Here is a 25787-nt window from a genome sequence, read left to right on the forward strand (position 1 = left end):
GACGGGGCGGCCTCCCGCAAGAGCGGTTCAGGCGGGCATCACTTGTCGAGCAACTGGTTGAGCTTGTCGGCCTCAAAGGTCTCGCTGGTGGCCGCATCACCCGGCATTTGCACCTGTTGCTGCGCACACAGTTGCTCCAGCGCTTGCCAAATCATGGCGATCTGGTGTTCTTGACCCGCCGCGTTGTCGATCAAGCCGCGCAAGGCCTGGCTGACCGGGTCATCGTCTTGCGTGATGCCATAGGCCGTGAACTTGCGGTCCGTGCCCGACACGTCGGCGCTCTCACCCGCTTTGGACGGGATGATGCGCGCCGGAATGCCCACGGCCGTGGCGCCGGCAGGCACTGGCTTGATCACCACGGCATTGCTGCCAATCTTGGCCCCGTCGCCCACCTCAAAGCCACCCAGCACCTTGGCCCCGGCGCTCACCACCACGTCTTTGCCCAGTGTGGGATGGCGCTTGGCACCTTTGTACAGCGATGTGCCACCCAACGTCACGCCCTGGTAAATCGTGCAACCATCGCCGATTTCGGCGGTTTCGCCCACCACCACCCCCATGGCGTGGTCAAAAAACACCCGCTCACCGATCTTGGCCCCGGGGTGGATTTCGATGCCGGTCAAGCCGCGAGAGACATGCGAGATGAAACGCCCCAGCCACTTGAGGCCGTGGTTCCAGCACCAGTGCGCCCGGCGGTGCAGCACCAAAGCATGCAGACCGGGGTAACAGGTCAGCACTTCCCAGGCGGTGCGAGCCGCAGGGTCCCGGTCAAGAATGCACTGGATATCGGAGCGGAGGCGAGAAAACATAGGCATTGAGTCTATCGCTTGGCGCTGGCGTTTTGGATCATGGCCTTGGCCACCCCGCGCAGGATGTGGATTTCTTCGGGGCTCAGATCGGCGCGGTTGAACAACTGGTTCAGGCGTGGCATGAGTTTTTTGGGGGCGGCCGGGTCCAGAAAGCCGATGTCGGTCAGCGCCTGCTCCCAATGGGTGAGCATGCCCGCCACCTGTTGTGCGTCGGCCTTGTCGGCGGGTGGCACGGCATCCTGCACCGGAAAGCCGCCCAGAGCCACACGCCAATCGTAGGCGATGACCTGAATCGCCGAGCCCAGATTGAGCGAGCCGAACTGCGGATTCGTCGGGATCGACAGCGCGACATGGCAGCGGTAAACGTCTTCGTTTCTCATGCCAAATCGCTCGGAGCCGAACAGGAATGCCACGCATTGCTCGGGCGCACCGGGCCGTGTCAACTCGGCAAAGTGCTCGCGCGGAGATCGGGTGGGTGGGCCAAAGTCGCGCGGCGTCATGGCGGTGGCGCACAAATGGGTCACGCCATCCAAAGCTTCTTCGAGCGTGCCCACCACGCGAGCCTTGGCCAGCACATCGTTGGCCCCACTGGCGCGCTGGATGGTTTCCTCTTTGCGCAGCACATTGGGCCAGCGTGGCTTGACCAGCACCAGATCATCAAAACCCATGACCTTCAGGGCCCGGGCGGCAGCGCCCACGTTGCCGGCATGGCTGGTTTCTATCAGGATGAATCGCGTTTGCATGCCCCGATTGTCCACGCTGAGGCCAGGCATGCCGAGACCGCATGCGTGCTTGGTGACACGCAAATGACGGGCAACCCCGCTTTTCATGAGAAAATGCATGCCTTGTTGCCGCGATCGTGCGTGCGTACATCCGCTCTTCACACAATTCATGTCGTCCAATCTCCACCCCATGCTCAACGTGGCCGTCAAGGCTGCACGCGCCGCTGGCGCCATCATCAACCGTGCTGCGCTCGACGTGGAAGCCGTTCGCATCTCGCAAAAGCAGGTCAACGACTTCGTCACCGAAGTCGACCATGCGAGTGAAAAAGTCATCATCGACACCCTGCTGACCGCCTACCCTGACCACGGCATCTTGGCCGAAGAGTCGGGCAGCACACACGGCAACCCGCTCGCTGACCACATCTGGATCATCGACCCCCTGGACGGCACGACCAACTTCATCCACGGCTTTCCCGTCTACTGCGTGAGCATTGCGCTGCAAGTGCGCGGCAAGATCGAGCAAGCCGTCATTTACGACCCTACCCGCAACGACCTGTTCACCGCCACCAAAGGCCGTGGCGCGTTCATGAACGACCGCCGCCTGCGCGTGAGCAAGCGCATTCGCCTGCAGGAATGCATCATCTCCACCGGTTTCCCTTTCCGTAAAGGCGATAACTTCAACCAGTACCTGCGCATGATGGGCGACGTGATGCAACGCACCGCTGGTTTGCGCCGCCCCGGCTCTGCCGCACTGGACCTGGCCTATGTGGCCGCAGGCTTCACCGACGGTTTCTTTGAAACCGGTTTATCGCCTTGGGACGTGGCTGCAGGCTCGCTTTTGGTGACCGAAGCCGGGGGCCTGATCGGCAACTTCACGGGCGAGTCTGACTTTTTGGAACAAAAAGAATGCCTGGCCGGTGCGCCCCGCATTTACGGCCAGCTGGTCACGATTTTGGGCAAGTACAGCAAATTCGCCAGTGCAGGCGACAAAGCCGCGGTGCGCACCGCCGTCGACACCCTGAGCCGCGAACGCGCCTCGGACACCGATGCATTGGACACCGAGCTCGTGCCCGACGCCGCTGACGGCGTTGAACCCAAAGACGCCCCGTTTTAAGCCATGTCTGCGCTCGACTTGAGTGCCCACACCCCCATGATGGCCCAGTACCTGGGCATCAAGGCGGAATTCCCAGACACGCTGGTGTTCTACCGCATGGGCGACTTTTACGAGTTGTTCTTTGCAGACGCCGAAAAAGCCGCCGGCCTGCTCGACATCACCCTCACACGGCGCGGCCAGTCTGCCGGTCAGCCCGTGCTCATGGCAGGCGTGCCGTTTCACTCGGTTGAAACCTATCTGGCCCGACTCATCAAGCTGGGCGAATCGGTCGCCATTTGCGAGCAAGTGGGCGATGTGGCGACCTCCAAAGGCCCGGTCGATCGCAAAGTCGTGCGCGTGGTCACCCCCGGCACCCTCACAGACACCGAGCTGCTGTCTGACAAAAGCGAAGCCATTTTGCTGGCGGTGCACCAGGCCCCCAAGAACCGCTGTGGCCTGGCCTGGCTGAGCGTCACGCAAGGCGTGGTGCATTTGGCCGAATGCGCTCAAGACGAGTTGGCCGACTGGGTGGACCGCATCAGCCCCAGCGAGCTTTTGGCCAGCGCCGGCATGACGCCCGCTTTTGAGCAAAAACTGCGCGGCCTCAAAACCGCAGGCCGTGGCAGCTGGTCTTTTGCCTTGCGGCCCGACTTTCAGTTTGACGCAGGCCTAGGCCAGCGCAAGCTGCTCGAGCAACTGCAAGCCGCATCGCTGGCCGCCTGGAGCGCCGATGCGCTGAGCGATGCGCACGCCGCCGCTGCCGCGTTGCTGACCTACGCCGAACACACCCAGGGCCGCACGCTGCCCCATGTGCAGCGCGTGCAGGTGCAGCGCTCGGACGCGCTGATGGACTTGCCAGCCAGCACCCGCCGCAACCTGGAGCTGACCCAAACCCTGCGCGGCGAAAGCGCTTCGGATTCGCCCACCCTGTTGGCCCTGCTCGACACCTGCATGACCGGCATGGGCAGCCGCCTGCTCAAAAGCTGGCTGCTTAACCCGCCACGAGAGCGCCAAGCCGCGGTGGACCGCCTGCAAGCCCAGGCCATTTTGCGTGGCGACAGCGGGGCAGGCCCCTGGCGCAGCCTGCGCGAACAGCTCAAAGGCGCCAGCGATGTGGAACGCATCACCGCCCGCACCGCGCTGCGCCAAGTGCGGCCCCGCGAGCTGGTGGCGCTGCGCCACGCGCTGGTGCGCGCAGCTTCACTGTCGGCGCAGTTGCAAGCACTCAAGCCAGAGCCCGGCACCCTGCTGGCGAGCATGGCCCGCTGGCTCACGCCACCTACCCACTGCGCCGAGCTGCTGCAAATGGCCCTGCTCGAAGAGCCCGCCACACTGGTGCGCGATGGCGGCGTGATCGCAGACGGCCTGGACGCCGAACTCGACGAGCTGCGCGCCATCCAGACGAACTGCGATGCCTTCTTGCTTGACTTGGAAAGCCGCGAAAAAGAGCGCACCGGCATCGCCAACTTGCGCGTGCAGTTCAACAAAGTGCACGGCTTTTACATCGAGGTCACCCAAGGCCAACTCGACAAAGTGCCCGATGACTACCGCCGCCGCCAGACCCTGAAAAACGCCGAGCGCTTCATCACGCCCGAGCTCAAGACCTTCGAGGACAAGGCCCTGTCGGCGCAAGAGCGGGCGCTGGCCCGAGAAAAATGGTTGTACGAAGGCCTGCTCGACCAACTCCAGCCCTTTGTGCCGGCGCTGTCCGCTTTGGCACAAGCCATGGCCTCACTCGATGTGCTGTGCACCCTGACCGAGCGCTCGCTCACCCTGCATTGGTGCGCACCCGAGTTCACCAAAGAGCCTTGCATCGAAATTCGCCAAGGCCGCCACCCCGTGGTCGAAGCCCGTCTGGCCGAGATGTCGGGGGCCAGCTTCATCGCCAACGACACGGTGCTCGGCCCCCGCCAACGCATGCAGATCATCACAGGCCCGAACATGGGCGGTAAATCGACCTACATGCGTCAGGTGGCGCTGATCGTGCTTTTGGCCAGCATCGGCAGCCACGTGCCCGCCAGCCGCTGCCGTCTGGGGCCGATTGACGCCATCCACACCCGGATCGGTGCGGCCGATGACCTGGCCAACGCCCAATCGACCTTCATGCTGGAGATGACCGAAGCCGCGCAAATTTTGCACAGCGCCACGCCCCACAGCCTGGTGCTGATGGACGAAATCGGCCGCGGCACCTCCACCTTTGACGGCCTGGCCTTGGCCAGCGGCATCGCCACGCACCTGCACAACAAAACGCAGGCCTTCTCGCTGTTTGCCACGCATTACTTTGAGTTGACCGAGTTCCCGGCCACTCACACGGCGGCCGTCAACATGCATGTGAGCGCCGCCGAATCGGGCGCGTCGATTGTGTTCCTGCACGAGCTCCAAGCCGGGCCCGCCAGCAAAAGTTATGGCGTGCAGGTGGCGCGCTTGGCGGGCATGCCCGCTGCCGTACTCACCCATGCCCGCCACACGCTCGACGCCCTTGAAGCGGGTGCCAGCGAAAGCCGCCAGCAAGTGGACCTGTTTGCCGCCCCACCAGAGTCCGAAGTGGCCGGCCCCTCGCCGGTGGAAGCCGCGCTCGCCCAAATCAACCCCGACGCTTTGAGCCCCCGCGAAGCGCTCGACGCCCTGTATGCCTTGCAGCGCCTGCTGCCCAAAAATTAAAGAGCCCCCACATGACCTACTGCGTTGCCGTCAAAACCCGCGCCGGGCTGGTGTTCCTGTCCGACTCCCGCACCAATGCCGGACTGGACCAAATCAGCACCTTCCGCAAAATGATCGTCTATGAAAAAGCAGGCGACCGCTTCATGTGCCTGCTGTCGGCGGGCAACTTGAGCATCTCTCAATCGGTGCGCGAGGTGCTGCAAATTGAAAAACTGGTCGAACCGGGTCAGGATGAACCGCTGACCATCTGGAACGCCAAAAGCATGTTCGATGCCACCCGCGTGCTGGGCGCAGCGGTGCGCCGCGTGTACGAGCGCGATGCGGCAGCGCTGCGCGCCTCGGGAGTGGAGTTCAACGTGTCCATGGTCTTCGGCGGCCAAATCGGCGGCGAGGGCATGCGCCTGTTCCAGGTCTATTCACCCGGCAATTTCATCGAAGCGACCGACGAGACGCCCTATTTCCAGATCGGTGAGTCCAAATACGGCAAACCGGTGCTCGACCGCGTCATCACCCCCGACACCCCACTGGACGAAGCCGCCAAATGCGCGCTGGTGTCGATGGACTCCACCCTCAAATCCAACCTGTCGGTGGGCCTGCCGCTGGACATGGTGGTCTACCAAGCGGGCAGCCTGCACACCGACCGCATCATGTGCATCGACGAGCACAACCCTTATTTCAAGATGCTGCGCAGCAGCTGGGGCGACAAACTGCGCCAGATGTTCGACAGCATCGAAGACCCCATGTGGAACGGTGGCGCGACCGACATCCCGCTCATGGTGGCACCCACCCGCAACGCTTTGCTCAAGAAAATCACCACCCCCGAAGAAAAACTCATCTGATGGCCGCCCGCATCATTTTTTCGCACGGCAACAGCTTCCCGGCCAGCACCTACAAGGTCATGCTCAACAGCCTGCGCGAGCGGGGCTTTGCGGTCGAGGCGGTGGAGAAATTCGGACATGACCCGAAATACCCGGTCACCAACAACTGGCCGCATTTGGTGCAACAACTCGCCGACTTTGCCCAAGAAAAACAAGGCGATGGCGAACCTGCTTTTCTGGTGGGTCACTCCCTGGGGGGTCTTTTGAGCTTGATGTGCGCCGCACGCCATCCAGAGCTGGCACGCGGCGTCTTGCTGATCGACTCGCCCGTGATCGGAGGTTGGCGGGCCACCACTTTGGGTTTGGCCAAACGCACGCCATTGATCGGCTCGCTGTCGCCAGGGCGGGTCAGCCAAAAACGGCGCAACCAATGGCCCGATGCGCAAGCGGCGCTGGAAAGTTTTCAGCAAAAGAAATCATTTGCCCGCTGGGATCCCCAGGTCCTGCGCGACTACATCGAACACGGCACGCACGATGCCGATGGCCAACGCGTGCTGAGCTTTGACCGTGATATGGAAACCGCCATCTACAACGGCCTGCCTCACAAACTGGACAACCTGCTCAAACGCCACCCGCTCAAGTGCCCTGCCGCTTTCATGGGGGGCACGCACTCGGATGAAATGCGCCAGGCGGGCCTTGACTTGACCCACAAAGTGGTCAAGGGCCGCATCATGATGATCGACGGCTCCCACTTGTTCCCCATGGAAAAGCCGCTGGCCACGGCGGCGGCCATTGAGGCCAGCTTGCGCAACATGGGTGCGTGATCAAGCCGCCCAGGTCACCAGCCCGCTGTAACTGGTGCCCAGCACCACCAGACCGAACACAATCCGATACCAGGCAAACACCTCGAAGCTGTGGGTCGAGATGAATTTGAGCAACCAGCGCACGCACACCCAAGCACTCAAAAACGAAAACAGCAAGCCCACCGCAAACATGGGCGCATCGGCCATGCTGAGCAAAGCGCGGTCTTTGTACAGGCTGTAAGCACCGGCCCCAATCAGCGTGGGAATGGCCAGGTAAAAAGAAAAGTCGGTGGCCGCCTTGCGCGACATGCCCAGCAACATGCCACCAATGATGGTCGCGCCGCTGCGGCTGGTGCCCGGAATCATCGCCAGACATTGCACCAAGCCCACTTTGAGCGCGTCTTGCCAGCGCATGTCTTCGACCTCACCAATCCGCACTGAGACTGCCTGTCTGCGCTCGGCCCACAAGATGATGAAGCCGCCAATGATGAAGGTGGTGGCCACCACTTCGGGCGTGAACAGGTTCGCCTTGATGGCCTTGCCAAACAACAAACCCAGAACAACTGCGGGTACAAAGGCGATGAACACATTCAAAGCAAAACGCTGGGCATCGGCGCTGCGCGGCAAGGCACGCACGGTGGCGCTGATTTTTTGCCAGTACACAATGATCACCGCCAAAATCGCACCCGTCTGGATGGCGATGTCAAACACCTTGGCCTTGTCGTCGTCAAAACCCAGCAAAGCCCCGGCCAAAATCAAATGCCCGGTGGACGAAATCGGCAAGAACTCGGTCAGCCCCTCGACCACGCCCATCACGGCGGCTTTCAGCAACAACATCAAATCCACAAGAGTTCCCCCAAAAAACTGAGTGGATTATCGTCTTTGAATGCCGCTGCCTGGCGCAGCGCTATATTGCCTGTCATGCCCACGCCTTCCATCCACACAACCGCCCGCTTTGGCGCCTTGGCCATCGCCGCCGTGTGGCTGGCCGTGGCGGGGGTCTTGTATTTGGTGTTTGACCGTGTCGAGCAAAACCGCCAGGCCAGCCTCAAGCCCTATGCGCTCAGCTCGGGCGATCTGGTCATTCCGCGCCAACGCGACGGGCATTTTCATGTGGAGGGCGAAGTCAACCGCCAGCCTGTGCGCTTTTTGGTGGACACCGGGGCCAGCCATGTGAGCGTGAGCGGGGCGCTGGCCACCCAGGCCGGGCTGCCGACGGGCCAAAGCATCACCTTGCACACCGCCAACGGCCAACGCCCCGGCCAGTTGGTGCGCAGCGTGCCTGTGAGGGCGGGTCATTTGGTCCTCAACGATGCCAGCGTGAGTGTGGGCTTGAACGGGCTTCAGCCCGAACAGGCCCTGCTGGGCCAGAATTTTCTGAAACACTTCGATGTGGAAATCCGCCGCGACGAGATGGTCCTGCGTCAGCGCCCTTGAAAACTGGCCGCCTCAGGGCTGCCAGCAAGGCGTGATCAGCGCCGCCCATCGTGCCGCGGGTCCCAACCACCCCGCCCGTACTCGCGGTCATCGTGCCGGTTGTGCCTGCGTTCCTGGCCCCTTTGACGACTGTCGTGCCCATGCCCCCAGCCATAAACCGGCGCATACACACGGGGCACATACACCACCCGAGGTGGCGGTGGCGGGGCGTAGATCACACGGGGCGGCGGGGCATAAATCACCGATCCGGGCAGTCCCACCTGGGCATACACCGGAAAATGGCCCATGCGCGAATGCACCGACACCGACGGCTCGACCACCACAGGATGGGCGCAACCCACCTGGGCCAGACCCAAGCCCAGCAGGCCGAGCAGCGCGATGGCTCTAGAAAAAGACGGTTTGAACGAATAAGGCATCACAAAGGTCCTTTGATGGCGTTGGCTTTTCTTGAAAGCGGACTCCCTGTGCCTTTAGCGCGGCAGCCCACGGTTCGGTGCACCGCCCGCGCTTTACAGTGGTTTCCATTCGTAACGGCCACAGCAAAGACTGGCCCGCGCCAGCCCCTAAAATCAAGCGCTATGACTTCCCCCACCCCAGACAACAGCGCCGACCACAAAGTCAGCAACTTCCTGCGCCAAATCATCGAAAAAGACCTCGAACTTGGCACCTACGCCAGCCGCCGCTGGGCAGGAAGCCCGGGCGACGCCGCGCACCACGCTGCGGGCGAGCCCGACCCGGCCAAGATCCGCACCCGCTTTCCGCCCGAGCCCAACGGCTATTTGCATGTGGGGCACGCCAAAAGCATCTGCATCAACTTCGGGCTGGCCCAGGAATACGGCGGCGTGTGCCACCTGCGCTTTGACGACACCAACCCCGAAAAAGAAGACACCGAATACGTCAACAGCATCATCGACGCCGTGAAATGGCTCGGCTTTGACTGGGCCCAAATGGACCAGCCCTTGGGCCAAGCCGCAGGAAGCGCCGCGCCCTACCAAGCCAGCGACTATTTCGACTTCATGTACCGCGCAGCCGAGGCCTTGATCGAAGCTGGCCACGCCTATGTGGACGAACAAAGCGCCGAAGACATGCGTGCCAACCGAGGCGACTTTGGCAAACCCGGCGTGGACAGCCCGCACCGCAGCCGCACCGTGGCAGAAAACCTGGCGCGATTCAGAGAAATGCGTGATGGCCAATTGGCCGACGGCGTGGCCGTTCTGCGCGCCAAGATCGACATGGCTTCGCCCAACATCAATCTGCGCGACCCGGCCATCTACCGCATCCGCCGCGCCACCCACCACCACACGGGCGACACCTGGTGCATCTACCCGATGTACACCTTTGCCCACCCGATCGAAGACGCGCTGGAGCAAATCACCCACAGCATCTGCACGCTGGAGTTTGAAGACCAGCGCCCGTTTTACGACTGGCTGATGGAGCGCTTGTGCGAATGTGGCCTGCTGGCCGCGCCCAGCCCCAAACAATACGAATTTGCCCGCCTGAACCTGACCTATGTGATCACCAGCAAACGCAAGCTGGCGCAACTGGTGAATGAAGGCAAAGTCAGCGGCTGGGACGACCCGCGCATGCCAACCATCGTGGGCCTGCGCCGGCGGGGCTACACCCCGACAAGCCTGCGCCTGTTTGCCGACCGCATTGGCGTGACCAAGAGCGACAGCTGGATCGACTACAGCACGCTCGAAGGGTGCCTGCGCGAAGACCTGGAAAACAAAGCCCACCGCGGCATGGCCGTGCTCGACCCCGTCAAGCTGGTGCTGAGCAACTGGGCCGAGGCCTTTGGCAGCGACGGCTACACCGAAGCCTGCACCCAACCTGCCCTGCCCCACAGCGCTATCGCCGAGGGCCAAACACCTCCCGCCGACCGCACATTCCTGATCGGCAAAGAAGTGTGGATCGAGCGCGAAGACTTTGAAGAAGTGCCGCCCAAGGGCTACAAACGCTTGTTCCCCGGCAACGTGGTGCGCCTGAAAGGCGGCTACGTGATCGAATGCACCGGCTGCATACGCGACGCGGCTGGCAACGTGACCGAAGTTCACGCCAAAGTCATCCCCGGCACCAAGAGCGGCACGCCAGGCGCCGACAGCGTCAAAGCCAAAGCCGCCATCACCTGGGTAGGCGTGGCCGACGGCGTGCAGGCCGAAGTGCGCCTGTACGACCGCCTGTTTGCCGAAGCGCACCCGGATGCGGGCGGCAAAGATTTCTTGCAAAGCCTCAACCCCGACAGCCTGAAGGTCGTCACGGCCTATGTGGAGCCGTCACTCGCCCAAGCGCAGCCGGACCAGAAGTTCCAGTTTGAGCGCTTTGGGTACTTTGTGGCGGACCGCATGGATCATGTGGCTGGAGCCAAGCCGGTGTTCAACCGGGTGACGGGTTTGAAAGACAGCTGGGGGAAATGATCCCGCAGCCCGGTATCGAGGGCCGCCTGCACTTGGCACGCGGCCAAGCCATCACCGTGCGCTTGGGGCCTTAGCCCCACTGCACCGCCATCTTGGGCCGCAAGTTCACGCCTGTGAATCTGGCTTTTTGCGCTTCGGAGCAGACGGTCTAACTTTGCCGCATCGATATGGGCAGCGACCATGCATCGCAATAAGCCAGAATACGCATGGCTATTCCTTGCCAATATAAAAAATGGGCATTCACCAACCCAATTTGGTTATTTCGCCTCACCGCAGCCCGCTCATGACCGCCAATCACATCAACACCCTCCCTGCCCTGCGCCAGCTCTACGGCCCCGCCCGTGAGCGTTCGCTCAAAAAAGAAATCCCGTCGCTCGACGCGCATGCGCTGCGGTTCATTGGTTTGTCGCCCTTTGTGGTGTTGGCCAGCAGCGATGCGGATGGGCACATGGACGCCTCGCCTCGCGGGGGCGATGCGGGTTTCGTCAAAGTGCTGGACGCGCAAACCCTGCTGATCCCCGATGCGCCGGGCAACAACCGGCTGGACACACTCGAGAACATCATCGCCACGGGCCGCTTGGGCACTTTGTTCATGGTGCCGGGCTTTGACGAGACCTTGCGCGTGAATGGCCGCGCTGTGCTGTCCACCGACCCGGCCGATCTGGCGCTGTGTGCCGATGCGCGGCGCACACCCGCGCTGGTGATCCGCCTGACGGTGCAGTCGGTCTACCTGCACTGCGCCAAGGCTTTCATGCGCTCCAATCTGTGGAATGCAGCGCACCACAGCGACCGATCGCAGATGCCCAGCATGGCCGAGATGCTGCGCGACCAGATTAGCGCGTTCAAGGGCGAAGAGATCGAGGCCGAAACCCAGGCGGAAATGTTGGCGCGCTACCAGCAGTCGCTGTGAGTGAGGCACCAACACGGTGCGCCGAGTTGTCCCACACAGGTGTGCATGAAGCTGTGGACAAGTCCGTGGACATCGACACCAAGCCTGATGCCATGCGGCCTGGCACAGGGTGCCTGTTGAACAGGCAGCGGCAGCCGCCTTATTTTTTCTGCACCGGATTGGCCAGCAGCAACTGGGCCGGGTAGGCGCGCATGAACTCGCGGGCTTTGTCGAGCGGGGCACTCAGCCAGGCGGCCCAGGCCCCTTCGTTGAGGATGGCGGGCATGCGTTTTTCGTTGCCGTTTTGGCCGTAGCGGTTCATCAGCGCGTGGCTGTTGGCGTTGACCGTGAGCAGGGTGAAGCTGGTGATGGCCTCGTCGCCTTGGCCCCAGCGCTCCCACAAACCGGCCACCCCCATGGGTTTGCCGTCCACGCGGGCGATGCGCGTGGGCACGGCTTTGCCGCTGCGCCAGTCGTCTTCCAAGAAGGCCTGCATGGGGATGATGCAGCGCTGCGCCTTCAGCCAGGTGTCCCGCGTGGGGGCGGCGGTGCTCATGGTTTCGTAACGGGTGACGGCCAGCTTGGTCGAGCGCAGTTTGGCGTCCGACGCCGACTTGACCCAGGTGGGCACCAGCCCAAACTGGCCTTGGGCCAACTCCAGTACCAGCGGGCTGGTCGGGGCTGAAGTGGGGGCGGCTGCTTGAGGCTCTGTGGCGCTTGCACTGGCCGGCGCCAGCACGGGTTCTGCGGCCACAAACGCCTTGCGGATGAAAAAACCCAGCTGGCGCGGCCAAACTTCTTTGCCCAGCAGGGCTTCGGGCGGGGCGATGCCAAAGGCCTCGGCGTACAGGTCTGGGCTTTTCAGGCATTCGTATTGGGTGCTCATGCGGTCGATGCTAACCCACGCCCCCAGGCGATGGACCTGATACGCTCACGGCCTTGCCCAAAACCACTTGCCCATGCTGATCCGTTTCAACAAACCTTATGGTGTGCTCAGTCAGTTCACCCCCGAGGGGCGCTGGCAGGGCCTGAAGGACCACATCGTCCTGCCTGGCGTTCATGTGGCCGGACGGCTGGATGCCGACAGCGAAGGCTTGCTGCTGCTGACCGACGATGGGCGGGAGCAAGCCCGCATTGCCGATCCACGCTTCAAGATGGAAAAAACCTATCTGGTGCAGGTGGAGGGCCTGGTGAGCGAGTCGGCCCTGACCGCCTTGGCCCGGGGCGTCGTTCTCAACGATGGCCCCACCCTGCCCGCCCGGGCCCGGGCGGTGGCGCCGCCGGCCGCGCTGTGGCCACGCAAGCTACCGATCCGTGAGCGCCAGAGCATCCCCACCTCGTGGCTGGAGCTGACGATCCGGGAGGGGCGCAACCGGCAAGTGCGGCGCATGACGGCCGCCGTGGGCTTGCCCACGCTGCGCCTCATCCGCACCACCATCGGCCCATACAACCTGGACGATTTGCCCACGGGCACTTGGCAGCAAGTCTGAGCCCTGGGCGTTGGCTTGCGCCAGCGCAAGGCAGGTCACCGCCGTCTTCCTGCACAATCACCCCTCTTTCAACCCAAGGTACCCCGCATGTCTGACTTGCTGAACAAACTCGAATGGCGCTACGCCTGCAAAAAAATGGACCCCACCAAGGTCGTGCCACAAGACAAAGTCGACCGCATCGTCGAAGCCGCGCGCTTGGCCCCCACGTCCAGCGGTTTGCAGCCCTTTGAAATCATCGTGGTGACCAACCCCGCTGTGCGCGAACAAATCAAGCCCAAAGCCTGGGGCCAAGCCCAGATCACCGACGGCTCGCACCTGCTGGTGTTTGCCGCTTGGGACAACTACACGGCCGAGCGCATCAACATGATGTTTGACCTGACCAATGCGCAGCGTGGCGGCACCAATGAAGGCTGGGAAAACTACCGCCAAATGTTGCTCAAGAACTACCCGGCCCGCACGCCCGAGGTGAACTACGAGCACGCCGCCCGTCAGGCCTACATCGGTTTGGGCGCGGCCTTGATCGCCGCCGCCTTCGAAGAAGTGGACGCCACGCCCATGGAGGGTTTTGACCCCCAAGCCGTAGACGAAATTTTGGGCCTGAGCGCCCGCGGCCTGCGCAGCGTGGTGATCGTGCCCTTGGGTTACCGCGCCAGCGAAGGCGATTGGCTGGCCAATCTCAAAAAGGTGCGACGCCCCACGGCGCAGTTCGTGACCGAAGTCAAGTGATGGCCTTGCCCGCTCAAGGCGGGCAGGCTTCGCTCCGCCACAAAGCCGCAGAATCTGCGGCTTTGTGCTTTAACATCAAGGGCTTCCCAAGCCGGGATGTCTCTCCAAGGAACCAACATGGCCAAAGGCGAACAACGCAGCAACAAAATGGCCAAGAAGCCAAAGAAGGACACCTCGCCTCCCAAGACGTTCACGTCCGACCGCCCCATGGCACCGTCCACCTTTGTGGCCCCACGCGGCAAAGTCAAAGACAAAGACAAGTGAGTGGGACGGCCAAGCGCCCTGCTCGCTTGGCCCGCCTTGCATGACCCCGATCCACGAAGACGAGCACCTGCTGGTGCTGGAAAAACCCAGCGGCTTGTTGTCGGTGCCCGGTCGTGGCCCGGACAAGCAAGACTGCCTGTCCAAGCGGGTGCAAGACCGCTACCCCGAAGCCCTGATCGTGCACCGCTTGGACCAGGACACCTCGGGCCTGCTGCTCATGGCCCGGGGCATTGAAGCCCAGCGCCGCCTGAGCAAGCTGTTTGAAACCCGCCAGGTGAAAAAACGCTACGTGGCGGTGGTGGCTGGACAGCCTGCTCAATCACAAGCGGCCGTTTTGGCCGATGATGACGGCTGGCGCACCATCGATGGCCCGATCCTGCTCGACTGGGATCGTCGACCTCTGCACATCATCCACCCTGACGGCAAAGCCAGTCGCAGCCGCTGGCGGCCGCTGCAAAGCAGCCACAGTGACAGTTTCAGCGCCAGCCTGATCGAGCTCGAACCCGTCACAGGCCGCACCCACCAATTGCGGGTGCACCTGCAAAGCATTGGCCACCCCATGCTGGGTGACTCGCTGTATGCACCGCCGGACATCAAGGCGCTGAGCCCCCGCTTGCTGCTGCACGCACAAGAGCTGGCCTTTGTACACCCCTTCACCGAGCAAGCCCTGGCATTCAAGGCCCCGGTGACCTGGTCGGCCACTTCGCCTTACATCGCGATGGGTCACACCCAACCCTGAGGGTTCAGGTCTGGCCTGCGCCCTTGATGCGGCCCGACACCACCCCGCACAGCACCACCAGACCCATGCCCATGAAGGCCAACGCATCCGGGATGTGGTCAAACAGCCACCAGCCCATCAAGGTGGAAAAACCCACCCCGGTGTAGAGGAACGGTGAAACCACCGAGGCTGGGGCTTTGGAAAAAGCCACGATCAGCAGGTACTGGCCCAGCGTCGCCGCCAAACCCACCAAGAGGAGCAGGGACCATTCGTGCAGGCTTTGCGGCGTGACCCAGGCGTTGATCACCAGCAATGTGCTCACCGCCCAGCCCACCCAGCCTGTGTACAGCTGCATCACGGCCGGGTCTTCGGTGCGCGTCATGTGGCTCGTCACCGCTTGGAACACAGCGTAGGTCAACACCACCGTGAGCGCCATCCAGCCGACCGAGCTGTCAACTTGTCCCCCCGGGCGGATGACCAACATGGCCCCGATCAACCCGCCCACCACCATGAGCCAGCGCAGCGGGGAGACTTGCTCCCTCATGACAAAGCGGGCCAGCGCGGTGAGGACCAAGGGCGTGAGCATGACGGTGGCCGTGAACTCGGCCACGGGCATGCGCTGCAGGCAATAAAAAGCCAGCAGACTGCAAGACACCATGAGCAGGCCACGCAGCAACTGCCAGCGCAAGCTGTGCGTGCGCCACATGGCCCGCCCCCGCACCGGGGCCAGCACCAGCGCAGTGCCCACGGCCTGCACCGCGTAACGAAACCACAGCACCATCAAAGGCGTGACGCTGAGCATGACCCATTTGCTGGTGGCATCGCTGAAACTCAAGCTGGCCATGGCCAACACGGCAAAGAGGATGCCGGGCTGCAGCCAAGCGTGGCTGGATGGATGAGGCTGTTGGGGTGGGTGATTCACGGGTGAACAACTTTTCGATGAGTGGCCATCTTGGCACACGCTGGCGCCCCAAGCTGTCACGCAAGGCAAACCCGTGCACCCGCCTCGCTCCCTCTGGGCCAGAGCCACTACACTCGCCCACCATGTCCCAAGAAATCCCATTTTTTAATGCCCGCATTGCGCCCGACGGCGGCAGCTTTGACGCCTGGAAAACGCAGAGCTTGCTCGACTCGCTGGAGCAAGGCGGCTTGCAGTGGCCCAGCTCCTGCCGCTCCGGCACTTGCCGCACCTGCATCGGCCAGCTGGTCTCAGGCCAAGTGCACTATGAGATGGAATGGCCCGGCCTCACGGCCGAAGAAAAAGCCGAGGGCTGCGTGCTGCCCTGCGTGGCCAGGCCCCTGAGCGACGTGGTGCTGCAAGACCCCTTTTCCTGAACGCTGGGCCAGTGCTGAGGCATTCGCCCAGGCAGGCATGGCTCCCGGATCAAGTCAGGGATGACAAGCCATGTGAATCGCCCCGGACCGATCCGCGTTCAAGCGTCGTCCAGGCCCAGTTCTTGGATTTTTCGGGTGATGGTGTTGCGGCCAATGCCCAGTTTTTGCGCGGCCTCAATTCGGCGGCCGCGCGTGGTGGTCAGGGCAGCCTCAATCAGTTGGCGTTCAAAGCGTCGGGTCAGCACGTCCCACACATCGGTTCGGCCTGCGTGGAGCAAGGCCAGGGCCTCTTGTTCCAGGTCAAGCTCCCAGCCCATGGTGGCCGTGTGGGTGGGTGTGTCTGAGCCTGCTGCCACCGAACCCAAAGTTTGCTGCAGCCCTGCCCCACCGTGCTCACTGGGATGAGCTGGGGTATCGGGCGCTGCAAGGCTGGCCACGAAGGCCGTTGGATCGGCCGGTACGCCGCCCAGAGTGGCCTGCACTTCGGGTGGCAAGTCCTTGACTTCAATCACCTGGGCAGGGGCCATCACGGTCAGCCAATGGCAAATGTTTTCGAGCTGCCGAACATTGCCCGGAAACTGGAACTGGCCCAGACGGTCGAGCGCCGCATCTGAAATGCGCTTGGGCTCCACACCCAGTTGCTGGGCACTGCGCTGCAAAAAGTGGCGGGCCAAAGCGGGCACGTCTTCGCGCCGCTCACGCAGTGCGGGCAAACGCAGGCGGATCACATTCAGGCGGTGGTACAGGTCTTCGCGGAACACGCCCTCTTTGACGCGCTGCTCCAGGTCTTGGTGGGTGGCGGCGATCACGCGCACATTGGCTTTGACGGCACTGTGGCCGCCCACCCGGTAGAAGTTGCCGTCTGACAACACCCGCAGCAAGCGGGTTTGCAAATCAAACGGCATGTCACCGATTTCGTCCAGGAACAGCGTGCCACCATCGGCCTGCTCAAAGCGGCCCCGGCGCGAGGCTTGCGCGCCCGTGAAGGCACCGCGCTCGTGGCCGAACAATTCACTCTCGAGCAGGTCTTTGGGAATGGCCGCCGTGTTGATGGCCACAAAAGGCTGGTTGGCACGCGGCGAGTGTTTGTGCAGCGCATGCGCCACCAGCTCTTTGCCGGAACCCGACTCGCCCGTGATGAGCACCGTGACATGGCTTTGTGCCAAGCGGCCGATGCCGCGAAACACGTCTTGCATGGCGGGCGCTTGGCCCAGCATTTCGGGTGCATCGGCCATTTTTTCTTCGGCCACGTCCTCGCGCTGGCTCTCGCCCACAGCGCGGCGGATGAGTTCCACCGCTTTGGGTAAATCAAAGGGTTTGGGCAAATATTCAAATGCGCCGCTGGAGAAGGCCGATACGGCGCTGTCCAGATCGGAAAAGGCGGTCATGATGATGACCGGCAAGCCGGGCATGCGCTGTTTGATGGCGGCGAGCAAATCCAGACCCGAGCCGCCGGGCATGCGGATGTCGCTCACCAGCACCTGGGGGCCGTCGCTTTCGCCTTCCGCCTCCAGCGCCTTCAGCACCTCCCGTGGGTTGGTGAAGCTGCGGGTGGGCAGTCCTTCGCGCAGCAGTGCTTTTTCGAGCACAAAGCGGATGGATTGGTCATCGTCTACGATCCAGATCGGCTTCATCAACGTGGCGCTTTCTGTGGGCACTCTTGTGTGCATTAAGGCAACGGAATCAATATCTTGAAGTCCGTACGACCGGGCTCGCTGTCACATTCGATCATGCCGTGGTGTTGCTGCACAAAGGTTTGCGCCAATGTCAGCCCCAGGCCAGAGCCGCCTTCGCGCCCCGAAATCAACGGGAAGAAAATGCGGTCCTTGATCGAGTCTGGAACACCAGGCCCGTTGTCCATCACATGCAATTCCAATGCCAGGCGATAACGCTGTTTGCCAAACGTGACTTGCCTCAAGATTCGGCTCTTGAGGGTGATCTGCGCGTCGCCTTGGGCTATGCGCTCTTGCAAGGCCTGCGCCGCGTTGTGTGAGATGTTGAGCACCGCCTGGATGAGCTGCTCGCGGTCGCCACGGAACTCGGGGATCGAAATGTCGTAGTCGCGCACCACCTTGAGACCCTTGGGAAACTCGGCCAGGATCAGGGCCCTGACGCGCTCGCACACTTCGTGAATGTTGACATCACCCACCACATGCGGCCTGCGGTGTGGGGCCAGCAGCCGATCCACCAAGGTCTGCAGCCGATCGGCTTCATGGATGATGACCTGCGTGTATTCGGTCAACTCTTTGTTGTCCAGTTCCATCTCCAGCAACTGGGCCGAGCCACGGATGCCGCCCAAGGGGTTCTTGATCTCGTGCGCCAGGTTACGGATCAGCTCCTTGTTGGCTTGGGCCTGCTCCGACAAGCGCTCTTCACGCTCTTGGCGGGTTTGCTGCTCGACGGGCAGCAACTCCACAATCACCTCATCGGGCTGGTCCGAGGGTGCCACGATCACATGCACGGGCAAGCTGTCCTCATGGTGCAGTCGGCGCAACTGGGCTTCGTAACGCAGCGCGGCAAACTCGTTCGATTGGGCCCCGGCCAGGGCCATGATCAAGGGCTGTGGGTCCACAAAATAGTCGGGCAAATGCGTGTCGTACAGGGTCCGCCGGGACAGGCCCAAAGCATCTTCCAGCGCCGCATTGACGAAACGCACCCGACCTTGACCTTGCATGACGGCCACGGGCGTGGCCAACAAGTCAAAAGCCTGGAATCTTGAAACGGGTGTGCTCATGGCTTGGCGGCTTTCATGGGTGCAGGGCGTCTCGCCAACTCGCGCTGCAGGCTGTCGATGTCACGCTCAGTCCGGTCAATGGCGGCTTTGAGCGAGGCCACACGTTCTTGGTATTGGAGGGGCGCGGTCTGTTCGCTGGCCGACCTGAGCGGCGCGCCCTGGTTGAAGCTCAGCAGCAAGGCTTGGTGTTGCTTTTGAACCCGCTCAAGCTCCTGGGCCAGAATGGTGCGCGCCTGAACATCTCTTTCGCCCTGGCGGTCGATGACCGTGCGTGAGGGCTCCGCTTTGGTGCTCGTCTCATCGGGCATCGGGTCAGCAGGTATCACCGCCACTGGCGCAGGCTGGGTGCGCAAGCCGGTGATGACCGTGACGGCCTGCTCAGACAGACGCTCGCAGCGGGTCAGGTCTTTGGGCGCATTGGTGTATTCCTGCCCACAGCGGTAAATGACCTCCTGGGCCCAACCGCTCACACACCAAAGTCCAGCGCACAGCAGCAACACATGCCGAGAAAGAGACACAAAAAAAGGACGGCCGAGGCCGTCCTTGATGGTGATTGCACGGGGATGTGCAATGCGCCGCATGGCTGATTACAGCGAGTAGTACATGTCGTATTCGACCGGCGACACTTCGACGCGACTGCGGTTGACTTCCAGCATCTTCAAGTCGATGTAGGCATCGATCCACGAGTCGGTGAACACGCCGCCCTTGGTCAAGAAGGCGCGGTCTGCGTTCAGCGCATCCAAAGCTTGGTCCAAGCTGGAGCAAACGGTGGGCACCAACTTGTCTTCTTCTGGCGGCAGGTGGTACAGGTCCTTGGTCGCGGCTTCGCCGGGGTGGATCTTGTTTTCGATACCGTCCAAGCCTGCCATCAACAAGGCCGCGAAGCCGAGGTAAGGGTTGCACAATGGATCAGGGAAGCGGGCTTCCACGCGGCGGCCCTTGTCGGAGGCGACGTTGGGGATGCGGATCGAAGCGGAGCGGTTCTTGGCCGAGTAAGCCAATTTCACTGGGGCTTCGTAGTGAGGAACCAAACGCTTGTAGCTGTTGGTGCCGGGGTTGGTGATCGCATTCAGGGCACGGGCGTGCTTGATGATGCCGCCAATGTAGTACAGGGCGAATTCAGACAAACCAGCGTAGCCGTTGCCAGCGAACAGGTTCTTGCCGTCTTTCCAAATGGACTGGTGCACGTGCATGCCGGAACCGTTGTCACCAGCGTAAGGCTTGGGCATGAAGGTGGCGGTCTTGCCGTAAGCGTTGGCCACGTTGTGGATCACGTACTTTTGCAGCAGTGTCCAGTCGGCGCGCTCGACCAATGTGGAGAACTTGGTGCCGATTTCGCATTGACCCGCGCCAGCCACTTCGTGGTGGTGCACTTCGACCGGGATGCCCACGGATTCGAGGATCAACGACATTTCGCTGCGCATGTCGTGTGTGCTGTCAACGGGAGGCACTGGGAAGTAGCCACCCTTGACGCGGTTGCGGTGGCCGCTGTTGCCATTGTCCATCTTGGTGCCGCTGTTCCAAGGCGCTTCGGCTTCGTCGATGGCGTAGAAGGTGTTGTTCGGCTCGGTGCTCCAGCGCACGTCATCGAACAAGAAGAATTCTGGCTCGGGACCGAAGTAGGCGGTGTCGCCCAGGCCCGATTGCTTGAGGTAAGTTTCGGCGCGCTTGGCGATCGAACGTGGGTCACGTTCGTAGGCCTTGCCGTCGGTGGGCTCGATCACGTCGCAGATCATGACCAAGGTGACTTCTTCGAAGAAGGGGTCGATGATGGCGCTGTTGGGATCGGGGATCAACAACATGTCCGACGCTTCGATGCCCTTCCAGCCAGCGATGGAAGAACCGTCAAACGCTTGACCGTCTTCGAACTTGCTCTCATCAAACTGCGACACGGGCGCAGTGATGTGCTGCCATTTGCCACGGGTATCGGTGAAACGGAAGTCAACGAACTTGACTTCGTTCTCTTTCACCATCTTCATCACGTCTGCGACGGTCTTGGCCATCAAATTCTCCTGAATGGAAAGGGGTTAAAAAGCTTGCTCACAGGTCTTGCAGTTTTTGTGCCAACTTGAGGCCCAAAACTGCATTTGAACAACCCCAGATTGTGCCTTGCGGGTGACCGGTTGGGCATTCAAGCCGGATAAAAAAGAGTGACCGACAGGCTTTGCGGACCTGCAACGACAGCCTTTAAATGCACTTTTATGGTGCAATTTTGCACCATTTTAGTGAATATCTAATCAACGCACCAATTCGGGGCCGTATTCCAATGAAAAAGCGGTCAGGCCCTGGCGCAGGTCCAAGTAGGCCCGTTCGGCATCGGCCGGCTCGCCTTTGACGCCCAGCTCAATGTGTCGGCCCCACTGCGGATGGTCAACGCTGGGCAAGCTGAACACCTTGACGCCAGGGTGGGCGGCTTCGATGGATTCCATCAAGGGGGTCAGGGTGGCCTCCATCGCCCCCAAGACGATCACCGACTTTTCGATGTAGGCGTTGCGCCGGAAATGGGCGCTGTAGTGGGTGTCCAGCACCGATTCGATCATCGGCCAAGCCATGACAGGAAAGCCGGGCACAAAGTGCACCGCGCCGCCGCCCGGGCCTGTGCAGCTGAACCCGGGAATCTTGTTGTAGGGGTTGCGGATGATGGCCGACCCTTCGGGAAACACCCCCATGTTCAGGCGGTGGATGTTGTCTGGTCGCTGCGGCTCATAAGCCACGCCTTGCTCCTTGGCGGTGTCCTGCATGCGCTCTTGAATCAGGTGCTTGGCCTCGGGGTGCAGGGCCAGCGGCAAGCCCAACGCCTGGCCAGCGCATTGGCGCGTGTGGTCGTCCGGCGTCGCCCCAATGCCGCCACAGCTGAACACCACGTCGGCCGAGGCAAAGGCCCGCTGCAAAGTGGCGGTGATGCGCTCGGGCGAGTCGCCCACGTACTCGGCCCAGCCCAAGCTCAGACCGCGCGCATTCATCAACTCGATGACTTTGGGCATGTGCTTGTCCTGGCGCTTGCCGGACATGATTTCGTCGCCAATGATGATCAGGCCAAAGGTAGGGGTCATGGTGGTCGTGAAAAAAGAACAGGGGTTCAGAGGCTGGGGCTTGGCTGGACATCGGTCACGCTGTCGGCTTTGTCATCCGGGTCTGGGCCCAGTCGGGCCGTGGCATGGGGCGACGCTGGCACCGCGGGCAGCACGTCATCAACGGCTGCGCGTTGCGGTTCATGGCGCAGCGCCTGCAAAGCCGTCAGCGCGAAGTGGGCAAACCACAGCGAAGAAAACGCAAACACCAAGGTGTAAATCCAGATGGCCACAGGCACCAAAATCACAAACGCCGCAGCAAACACGGCCCCTGAAGCCCACACCAGGCTGGGTGCAGCGCCCATGAGGCCCGTGACCACGCCCATGCTCAAAAAGCTCATGCGGTGACGGGCCATGAGGCTGTGGCGCTCTTCGGCGCTGGCGAACTCGGCCAACACGTCAAAGGCCATGACGCGGTAGGTGAGCCACCCCCAGATCAGTGCCGGCAGCACCATGGCCAAGGGCGGCACCAACCACATGGGCAAGGTCAGCAGCAAGGCGCCCAGCGCCAGCAACAAGGACAACAAAGTCCACCACAGGCTCCGCGCCAAGCTGCCACCGTGTTTGCGCTGCAAGCCCGCAAAGCGGCGCTCAGCCACCAACCGGGTCAGGGAAGGGGTCATCAGGAAGGACACCGCCAACAACGACGCCACCACCACCAAGGGTGTGACCGAAAAAATCACGAGCAATGGGGCCACCACCGTCTTCAGGTCAGGCAAGCCGATGCCCTCCAGCCAACGCCACACGATCGCCAACCAGCTGGAGGCGTCCAGCCAGCCCCGCACCCAAGTGACGGCGACGTCCCAATACAGATAGCCCAGCAACCAGGACAGGGCCACGATCAGCACCAGCGGCAAAAACGACAAGCCGATCACCCGGGGGTAGAGGCAATACATCGCCGCGCGCCAAAAGGAATCGATCAAGAGTTTCATGGGTGAAAGCTTAACAGTTGAATGCGGCCCAAGCGCCAGACCCATGCCCGGTCTGCAGACTCGAGAGCAGGCTCAGCTGCGGCCCAGCAGTCGACGCAAACCCTGACGCTGTTGGGCCCAAAAGCCTGCGCCATAGTCGCGCCCCTGCTCCACTTGGTCACGCACGCCCGTAGGGTCAAAGCGCAGCTGAAAATCGGCGGTGCCAAACAACATGTCCCACCAGGGCAACAACACCCCGAAGTTGCAGCCACCGAGCACGGTACGGCCCTGCGATTGGGACTCGTGGCCAATGCCTATGCTGTGGTGCCTGCGGTGAAAACGCGGGCTGACCCACAGGCGCTCTCCCCAACGGCCAAACCAGATGCGCACATTGGCATGCTGGAAGTTTTCGCTCAACTGGCTCAACGCCACCAGCGCCACAAATTGCCCTGGCCCAACACCAATCAGCACGGCCACAGCCGACAACAACAGGCTGGTGAGCATGTCGTCCAGCAGGTGGTTGCGGTTGTCGCTCCACAGGGTCATCTGCCGCTGCGCATGGTGCAATGAATGCAAGGACCACCAGGTGTGGGACTGGTGCTGCGCCCGGTGAATCCAGTAGTGGACGAAGTCAAAGACCACCAGATAAAGCACGAAACTGACCAAAGCCAGATCGGTCACCCCAGGCCACAAACCGTCCAGGTGCAGCGTGGGCATGCCCCAGGCCCGCAGCACGCCCAGGCCTTGCTCAAAGGCATGGTCGAGTGTGAAAAACATGCCCAGCTTGAACAAGCCCAATCGGTGGATCAGGGTGTAGAGCACATCGACCCGAACCGCCTGACGATCGCGCATCGGCTCCGCAGGCCAGCGCCGCTGCATGGGGCCGATCACGACCAGCATCACCAACAGCTGCAACAGGCCCACCACCAGCCAGCCCACGCCTTCGTAGGCTTTTTCCAGCAGATGGCCCTGCCCCGCTGCAAAAGCGATGGGCTGCACCACAGCTTCAAAAAGCGTCAGCTGACAACGGTCAAACAGGTCGATCAACCAGTCCATGGCTTATTGTCGTGAATCGGGCAAACCCGGCAGTGCCAAGGGGCGTTGTCTCACCCAGTCCCGGTAAGCCGGGTGCTCACGCAACGTGGCGAAACACAGGCCGCGCGCCTTCAGGCCCACGATCAGCGGCTCGAGCACGGTTGGGGCCCAAGGGTCTTGGCGCGACCAGATGCCCAGATGCGCCATCAGGATGTCGCCAGCGCGGATGTTTTTCAGCGCCTTTGCGAGCAATTGGGCGTTGGGGTGGGAGGTGCTGGACAGCTCATCCCCCAAAAAACCCGCATCGGACCAGCCCACATGCGCAAAGCCGCATTGCCGAGCCGCTTCGATCAGGCGGGCAGAGGTTTTACCGCCAGGCGCCCTGAACAGGGGCAGGGGTGCTTGTCCGGTCAAGGCCAGCAAACGCTGCGCCGCCTGGCGCAAATTGTCGCAATACTGTGCAGCGGTCCAAGTGAGGTTTTGGCCTGCCTGTTCACCAGCGCTGGGACGAATTCGGAATTTCAAGGGGTTGCCCTCTGGGAGGTCGGCACGCCAATACGCGTGGTCCCAGGTGTGCGAGGCAAAGGCGTGCCCCTCTGCGGCCCGCGCCCGCCACCAAGGGGCCCAATGCTGGCCCAAAGTGCCATCGCCTTCACGGGTTTTTTCATGCGCTGCGAAAAAGGTGACCGGGATCTGTTGACGCTGCAGGACTTCGGCGATCCAAGGGGCCACCCCCATGTGGCCCGTGTCAAAGGTCAAATAAACCGGTTTCTCGCAGGTGGCAGCGACAGCAGAGAAGCTGCCCACCCAGAAAGCGCAGACGAAAAGCCGGCGGCAGCCATCAAAAGCGCGGCGCATGGTCCAATGTCCAGACCCCATGGGGTGATTTGCCAACCCGGACCTGCCGCACCACTTTGCGCGTGGCGATGTCGATCACCGACAGTTTTCTGGCCCAGCGCGAGGCCACCAAAATGGTTTTGCCGTCGGCCGTGATGTCCATGCAGTCCGGACCCGAGGGAGCAGGAAAGTCTGCCACCACCACCATCTGGGTGAAATCGATCTGGCTGATCGTATTGCTCACGCGGTTGCTGACCATCACATGGCGTTTGTCGCCCAATGCCCGAAACGCGTGCGCGCCCTTACCCGTGGGGATTTTTTTGACCCATTTGGCTTGTCCGCTGCCGATGTCATACACCTCGACCCCGTCCGACCCGGTCAGGCCCACCAGCAAAAATTTGTCATCCGGCGTGCCGAACACATCCGCAGGCATAGGCCCAACCGCAGTGCGAGATTTGAGGGTTTGCTTACCCAAGTCAATCGCCACGATCTCGTTGCTGTCTTGCATCGAGACCCAGGCGATCTTGCTCTGGCTGTCGATCCACAGATGGCTGGGGGTCTTGCCGGTCGAGATGCGCTTGGCCAAAGTGGCGTTTTGTCCGTCCCACCGGTAAATGTCCACATGGTCAAGGCGATTGGCGGCGATCACCAACCATTTCATGTCGGGAGAAAACCGGAGGTGGTACGGGTCCAGAATGCCCGTCACGGTGCGCTGAACCTCGGCAGTGCGCGGGTCGATGAAGGTCAGTGAGTCACCCATGGCATTCGCTACGATGACCGACTTTTCGTCCGGGGTGAGGTACAGGTGGTGGGGTTCTTTGCCCGTAGGAATGCGCTTTTTTTCTGTCCAGGTGACGGGATCGATCACACTGACATTGCCATCCAGAGAATTGAGGACAAAAACCGGAGATTGCGCCTGAGCAGGGACGCCGCCCAACAAAAGCACCCCAACTGCCATGACAAAAAATCGAGACACCGAACGCAAATCAATCACAAAACGCTTTCAAAATCACGTTCAAGTGT

General features: G+C 61.9%; 27 protein-coding genes. 12 read left to right on the plus strand and 15 right to left on the minus strand.

Features of this window, described 5'->3' with window-relative positions; genetic code table 11:
• Positions 1 to 38 precede the first annotated feature (38 nt).
• Both cysE and LHAB_RS13705 read right to left on the minus strand, forming a co-directional pair.
• The gene (gene cysE / locus LHAB_RS13700; protein WP_090047283.1) at positions 39 to 806 is read right to left on the minus strand and encodes a serine O-acetyltransferase; all 768 of its coding nucleotides are present in this window, start codon (positions 804 to 806) and stop codon (positions 39 to 41) included.
• 11 nt (positions 807 to 817) lie between these two features.
• Positions 818 to 1549, minus strand: coding sequence for an RNA methyltransferase (locus tag LHAB_RS13705; protein WP_090047985.1), 732 nt, complete (start codon positions 1547 to 1549; stop codon positions 818 to 820).
• A 148-nt stretch (positions 1550 to 1697) separates the two neighbouring features.
• Here LHAB_RS13705 and LHAB_RS13710 point away from each other — a divergent pair, with 148 nt between their 5' ends.
• From LHAB_RS13710 to LHAB_RS13725, 4 genes are read left to right on the plus strand one after another with little or no spacing between them, the layout of a single operon-like run.
• Entirely contained in the window at positions 1698 to 2642 is a 945-nt protein-coding gene (locus tag LHAB_RS13710) for an inositol monophosphatase family protein (RefSeq protein WP_090047285.1), read from the plus strand.
• Positions 2643 to 2645: 3 nt separating this feature from the next.
• Positions 2646 to 5282 (plus strand): DNA mismatch repair protein MutS, encoded by a 2637-nt coding sequence (gene mutS / locus LHAB_RS13715; RefSeq protein WP_090047287.1) that lies wholly within the window; start codon positions 2646 to 2648, stop codon positions 5280 to 5282.
• 11 nt (positions 5283 to 5293) lie between these two features.
• Positions 5294 to 6121, plus strand: a complete 828-nt coding sequence (locus tag LHAB_RS13720) for a proteasome-type protease (RefSeq protein ID WP_090047289.1) — start codon at positions 5294 to 5296, stop codon at positions 6119 to 6121.
• Positions 6121 to 6924 carry an alpha/beta fold hydrolase gene (locus tag LHAB_RS13725; protein ID WP_090047291.1) on the plus strand — a complete coding sequence of 268 codons (804 nt, stop codon included), beginning with the start codon at positions 6121 to 6123 and terminating at the stop codon, positions 6922 to 6924. The genes LHAB_RS13720 and LHAB_RS13725 overlap by 1 nt, the downstream gene beginning before the upstream one ends.
• On the opposite strand, the gene LHAB_RS13730 is transcribed toward LHAB_RS13725, so the two are convergent.
• Positions 6925 to 7749 (minus strand): undecaprenyl-diphosphate phosphatase, encoded by an 825-nt coding sequence (locus tag LHAB_RS13730; protein ID WP_090047293.1) that lies wholly within the window; start codon positions 7747 to 7749, stop codon positions 6925 to 6927.
• A gap of 75 nt (positions 7750 to 7824) precedes the next feature.
• Here LHAB_RS13730 and LHAB_RS13735 point away from each other — a divergent pair, with 75 nt between their 5' ends.
• Positions 7825 to 8340, plus strand: a complete 516-nt coding sequence (locus tag LHAB_RS13735; RefSeq protein WP_194943185.1) for a retropepsin-like aspartic protease family protein — start codon at positions 7825 to 7827, stop codon at positions 8338 to 8340.
• A 35-nt stretch (positions 8341 to 8375) separates the two neighbouring features.
• Here LHAB_RS13735 and LHAB_RS13740 read toward each other — a convergent pair whose 3' ends face one another.
• Positions 8376 to 8756, minus strand: a complete 381-nt coding sequence (locus LHAB_RS13740) for a hypothetical protein (RefSeq protein WP_090047296.1) — start codon at positions 8754 to 8756, stop codon at positions 8376 to 8378.
• A 162-nt stretch (positions 8757 to 8918) separates the two neighbouring features.
• On the opposite strand from LHAB_RS13740, the gene LHAB_RS13745 reads away from it, so the two are divergent.
• Together LHAB_RS13745 and LHAB_RS13750 are read left to right on the plus strand one after the other, a co-directional pair.
• Positions 8919 to 10754 (plus strand): glutamine--tRNA ligase/YqeY domain fusion protein, encoded by a 1836-nt coding sequence (locus tag LHAB_RS13745; protein WP_090047298.1) that lies wholly within the window; start codon positions 8919 to 8921, stop codon positions 10752 to 10754.
• A gap of 283 nt (positions 10755 to 11037) precedes the next feature.
• Positions 11038 to 11664 (plus strand): pyridoxamine 5'-phosphate oxidase family protein, encoded by a 627-nt coding sequence (locus LHAB_RS13750; protein ID WP_090047987.1) that lies wholly within the window; start codon positions 11038 to 11040, stop codon positions 11662 to 11664.
• A gap of 139 nt (positions 11665 to 11803) precedes the next feature.
• On the opposite strand, the gene LHAB_RS13755 is transcribed toward LHAB_RS13750, so the two are convergent.
• Positions 11804 to 12529: an SOS response-associated peptidase gene (locus LHAB_RS13755; RefSeq protein ID WP_090047300.1), complete on the minus strand. Its 726-nt coding sequence runs from the start codon at positions 12527 to 12529 to the stop codon at positions 11804 to 11806.
• A 73-nt stretch (positions 12530 to 12602) separates the two neighbouring features.
• On the opposite strand from LHAB_RS13755, the gene LHAB_RS13760 reads away from it, so the two are divergent.
• From LHAB_RS13760 to LHAB_RS13770, 4 genes are all read left to right on the plus strand, one after another.
• Positions 12603 to 13133 (plus strand): pseudouridine synthase, encoded by a 531-nt coding sequence (locus LHAB_RS13760; RefSeq protein WP_090047302.1) that lies wholly within the window; start codon positions 12603 to 12605, stop codon positions 13131 to 13133.
• 87 nt (positions 13134 to 13220) lie between these two features.
• Positions 13221 to 13859, plus strand: a complete 639-nt coding sequence (locus LHAB_RS13765; protein ID WP_090047304.1) for a nitroreductase family protein — start codon at positions 13221 to 13223, stop codon at positions 13857 to 13859.
• Positions 13860 to 13976: 117 nt separating this feature from the next.
• The gene (locus LHAB_RS14720) at positions 13977 to 14123 is read left to right on the plus strand and encodes a hypothetical protein (RefSeq protein WP_194943186.1); all 147 of its coding nucleotides are present in this window, start codon (positions 13977 to 13979) and stop codon (positions 14121 to 14123) included.
• Positions 14124 to 14163: 40 nt separating this feature from the next.
• Positions 14164 to 14862, plus strand: a complete 699-nt coding sequence (locus LHAB_RS13770; protein ID WP_090047305.1) for an RluA family pseudouridine synthase — start codon at positions 14164 to 14166, stop codon at positions 14860 to 14862.
• A gap of 4 nt (positions 14863 to 14866) precedes the next feature.
• Here the strand turns inward: LHAB_RS13770 and LHAB_RS13775 are convergent, their stop codons facing one another.
• Positions 14867 to 15763, minus strand: coding sequence for a DMT family transporter (locus tag LHAB_RS13775; RefSeq protein WP_194943187.1), 897 nt, complete (start codon positions 15761 to 15763; stop codon positions 14867 to 14869).
• 122 nt (positions 15764 to 15885) lie between these two features.
• Here LHAB_RS13775 and LHAB_RS13780 point away from each other — a divergent pair, with 122 nt between their 5' ends.
• A complete protein-coding gene (locus LHAB_RS13780) occupies positions 15886 to 16176 on the plus strand; it encodes a 2Fe-2S iron-sulfur cluster-binding protein (protein ID WP_090047309.1) in 291 nt (96 codons plus the stop codon).
• Positions 16177 to 16274: 98 nt separating this feature from the next.
• Here the strand turns inward: LHAB_RS13780 and ntrC are convergent, their stop codons facing one another.
• The 9 genes from ntrC to LHAB_RS13825 form a co-directional block, all read right to left on the minus strand.
• A complete protein-coding gene (gene ntrC, locus LHAB_RS13785) occupies positions 16275 to 17810 on the minus strand; it encodes a nitrogen regulation protein NR(I) (protein ID WP_090047988.1) in 1536 nt (511 codons plus the stop codon).
• A 35-nt stretch (positions 17811 to 17845) separates the two neighbouring features.
• Positions 17846 to 18910, minus strand: coding sequence for a nitrogen regulation protein NR(II) (gene glnL / locus LHAB_RS13790; protein ID WP_090047311.1), 1065 nt, complete (start codon positions 18908 to 18910; stop codon positions 17846 to 17848).
• Positions 18907 to 19491: a hypothetical protein gene (locus LHAB_RS13795; protein WP_194943188.1), complete on the minus strand. Its 585-nt coding sequence runs from the start codon at positions 19489 to 19491 to the stop codon at positions 18907 to 18909. Before LHAB_RS13795 ends, glnL begins: the two co-directional genes overlap by 4 nt.
• A 6-nt stretch (positions 19492 to 19497) precedes the next feature.
• On the minus strand, positions 19498 to 20913 hold the full coding sequence (glnA, locus tag LHAB_RS13800) for a type I glutamate--ammonia ligase (protein ID WP_090047314.1): 1416 nt from the start codon (positions 20911 to 20913) through the stop codon (positions 19498 to 19500).
• Between the two features lie 234 nt (positions 20914 to 21147).
• Positions 21148 to 21963, minus strand: coding sequence for a competence/damage-inducible protein A (locus LHAB_RS13805; protein ID WP_090047316.1), 816 nt, complete (start codon positions 21961 to 21963; stop codon positions 21148 to 21150).
• A gap of 26 nt (positions 21964 to 21989) precedes the next feature.
• Positions 21990 to 22913, minus strand: a complete 924-nt coding sequence (locus tag LHAB_RS13810; RefSeq protein WP_090047318.1) for an EI24 domain-containing protein — start codon at positions 22911 to 22913, stop codon at positions 21990 to 21992.
• A 72-nt stretch (positions 22914 to 22985) separates the two neighbouring features.
• Positions 22986 to 23948, minus strand: coding sequence for a sterol desaturase family protein (locus LHAB_RS13815; protein WP_090047321.1), 963 nt, complete (start codon positions 23946 to 23948; stop codon positions 22986 to 22988).
• 3 nt (positions 23949 to 23951) lie between these two features.
• Positions 23952 to 24785 (minus strand): polysaccharide deacetylase family protein, encoded by an 834-nt coding sequence (locus tag LHAB_RS13820; protein WP_090047323.1) that lies wholly within the window; start codon positions 24783 to 24785, stop codon positions 23952 to 23954.
• Positions 24769 to 25722, minus strand: a complete 954-nt coding sequence (locus LHAB_RS13825; RefSeq protein WP_090047990.1) for a YVTN family beta-propeller repeat protein — start codon at positions 25720 to 25722, stop codon at positions 24769 to 24771. Before LHAB_RS13825 ends, LHAB_RS13820 begins: the two co-directional genes overlap by 17 nt.
• Between the last annotated feature and the right edge of the window lie 65 nt (positions 25723 to 25787).

It is taken from the genome of Limnohabitans sp. 2KL-27 (assembly GCF_001269345.1).
GTDB lineage: Bacteria > Pseudomonadota > Gammaproteobacteria > Burkholderiales > Burkholderiaceae_C > Limnohabitans_A.

Bases quoted from the DNA above. Each gene is read 5' to 3' on its own strand.
- cysE (WP_090047283.1), bottom strand. From the start codon at position 806: ATGTTTTCTCGCCTCCGCTCCGATATCCAGTGCATTCTTGACCGGGAC.
- LHAB_RS13705 (WP_090047985.1), bottom strand. From the start codon at position 1,549: ATGCAAACGCGATTCATCCTGATAGAAACCAGCCATGCCGGCAACGTG.
- LHAB_RS13710 (WP_090047285.1), top strand. From the start codon at position 1,698: ATGTCGTCCAATCTCCACCCCATGCTCAACGTGGCCGTCAAGGCTGCA.
- mutS (WP_090047287.1), top strand. From the start codon at position 2,646: ATGTCTGCGCTCGACTTGAGTGCCCACACCCCCATGATGGCCCAGTAC.
- LHAB_RS13720 (WP_090047289.1), top strand. From the start codon at position 5,294: ATGACCTACTGCGTTGCCGTCAAAACCCGCGCCGGGCTGGTGTTCCTG.
- LHAB_RS13725 (WP_090047291.1), top strand. From the start codon at position 6,121: ATGGCCGCCCGCATCATTTTTTCGCACGGCAACAGCTTCCCGGCCAGC.
- LHAB_RS13735 (WP_194943185.1), top strand. From the start codon at position 7,825: ATGCCCACGCCTTCCATCCACACAACCGCCCGCTTTGGCGCCTTGGCC.
- LHAB_RS13740 (WP_090047296.1), bottom strand. From the start codon at position 8,756: ATGCCTTATTCGTTCAAACCGTCTTTTTCTAGAGCCATCGCGCTGCTC.
- LHAB_RS13745 (WP_090047298.1), top strand. From the start codon at position 8,919: ATGACTTCCCCCACCCCAGACAACAGCGCCGACCACAAAGTCAGCAAC.
- LHAB_RS13750 (WP_090047987.1), top strand. From the start codon at position 11,038: ATGACCGCCAATCACATCAACACCCTCCCTGCCCTGCGCCAGCTCTAC.
- LHAB_RS13755 (WP_090047300.1), bottom strand. From the start codon at position 12,529: ATGAGCACCCAATACGAATGCCTGAAAAGCCCAGACCTGTACGCCGAG.
- LHAB_RS13760 (WP_090047302.1), top strand. From the start codon at position 12,603: ATGCTGATCCGTTTCAACAAACCTTATGGTGTGCTCAGTCAGTTCACC.
- LHAB_RS13765 (WP_090047304.1), top strand. From the start codon at position 13,221: ATGTCTGACTTGCTGAACAAACTCGAATGGCGCTACGCCTGCAAAAAA.
- LHAB_RS14720 (WP_194943186.1), top strand. From the start codon at position 13,977: ATGGCCAAAGGCGAACAACGCAGCAACAAAATGGCCAAGAAGCCAAAG.
- LHAB_RS13770 (WP_090047305.1), top strand. From the start codon at position 14,164: ATGACCCCGATCCACGAAGACGAGCACCTGCTGGTGCTGGAAAAACCC.
- LHAB_RS13780 (WP_090047309.1), top strand. From the start codon at position 15,886: ATGTCCCAAGAAATCCCATTTTTTAATGCCCGCATTGCGCCCGACGGC.
- ntrC (WP_090047988.1), bottom strand. From the start codon at position 17,810: ATGAAGCCGATCTGGATCGTAGACGATGACCAATCCATCCGCTTTGTG.
- glnL (WP_090047311.1), bottom strand. From the start codon at position 18,910: ATGAGCACACCCGTTTCAAGATTCCAGGCTTTTGACTTGTTGGCCACG.
- LHAB_RS13795 (WP_194943188.1), bottom strand. From the start codon at position 19,491: ATGCGGCGCATTGCACATCCCCGTGCAATCACCATCAAGGACGGCCTC.
- glnA (WP_090047314.1), bottom strand. From the start codon at position 20,913: ATGGCCAAGACCGTCGCAGACGTGATGAAGATGGTGAAAGAGAACGAA.
- LHAB_RS13805 (WP_090047316.1), bottom strand. From the start codon at position 21,963: ATGACCCCTACCTTTGGCCTGATCATCATTGGCGACGAAATCATGTCC.
- LHAB_RS13810 (WP_090047318.1), bottom strand. From the start codon at position 22,913: ATGAAACTCTTGATCGATTCCTTTTGGCGCGCGGCGATGTATTGCCTC.
- LHAB_RS13815 (WP_090047321.1), bottom strand. From the start codon at position 23,948: ATGGACTGGTTGATCGACCTGTTTGACCGTTGTCAGCTGACGCTTTTT.
- LHAB_RS13820 (WP_090047323.1), bottom strand. From the start codon at position 24,785: ATGCGCCGCGCTTTTGATGGCTGCCGCCGGCTTTTCGTCTGCGCTTTC.
- LHAB_RS13825 (WP_090047990.1), bottom strand. From the start codon at position 25,722: ATGGCAGTTGGGGTGCTTTTGTTGGGCGGCGTCCCTGCTCAGGCGCAA.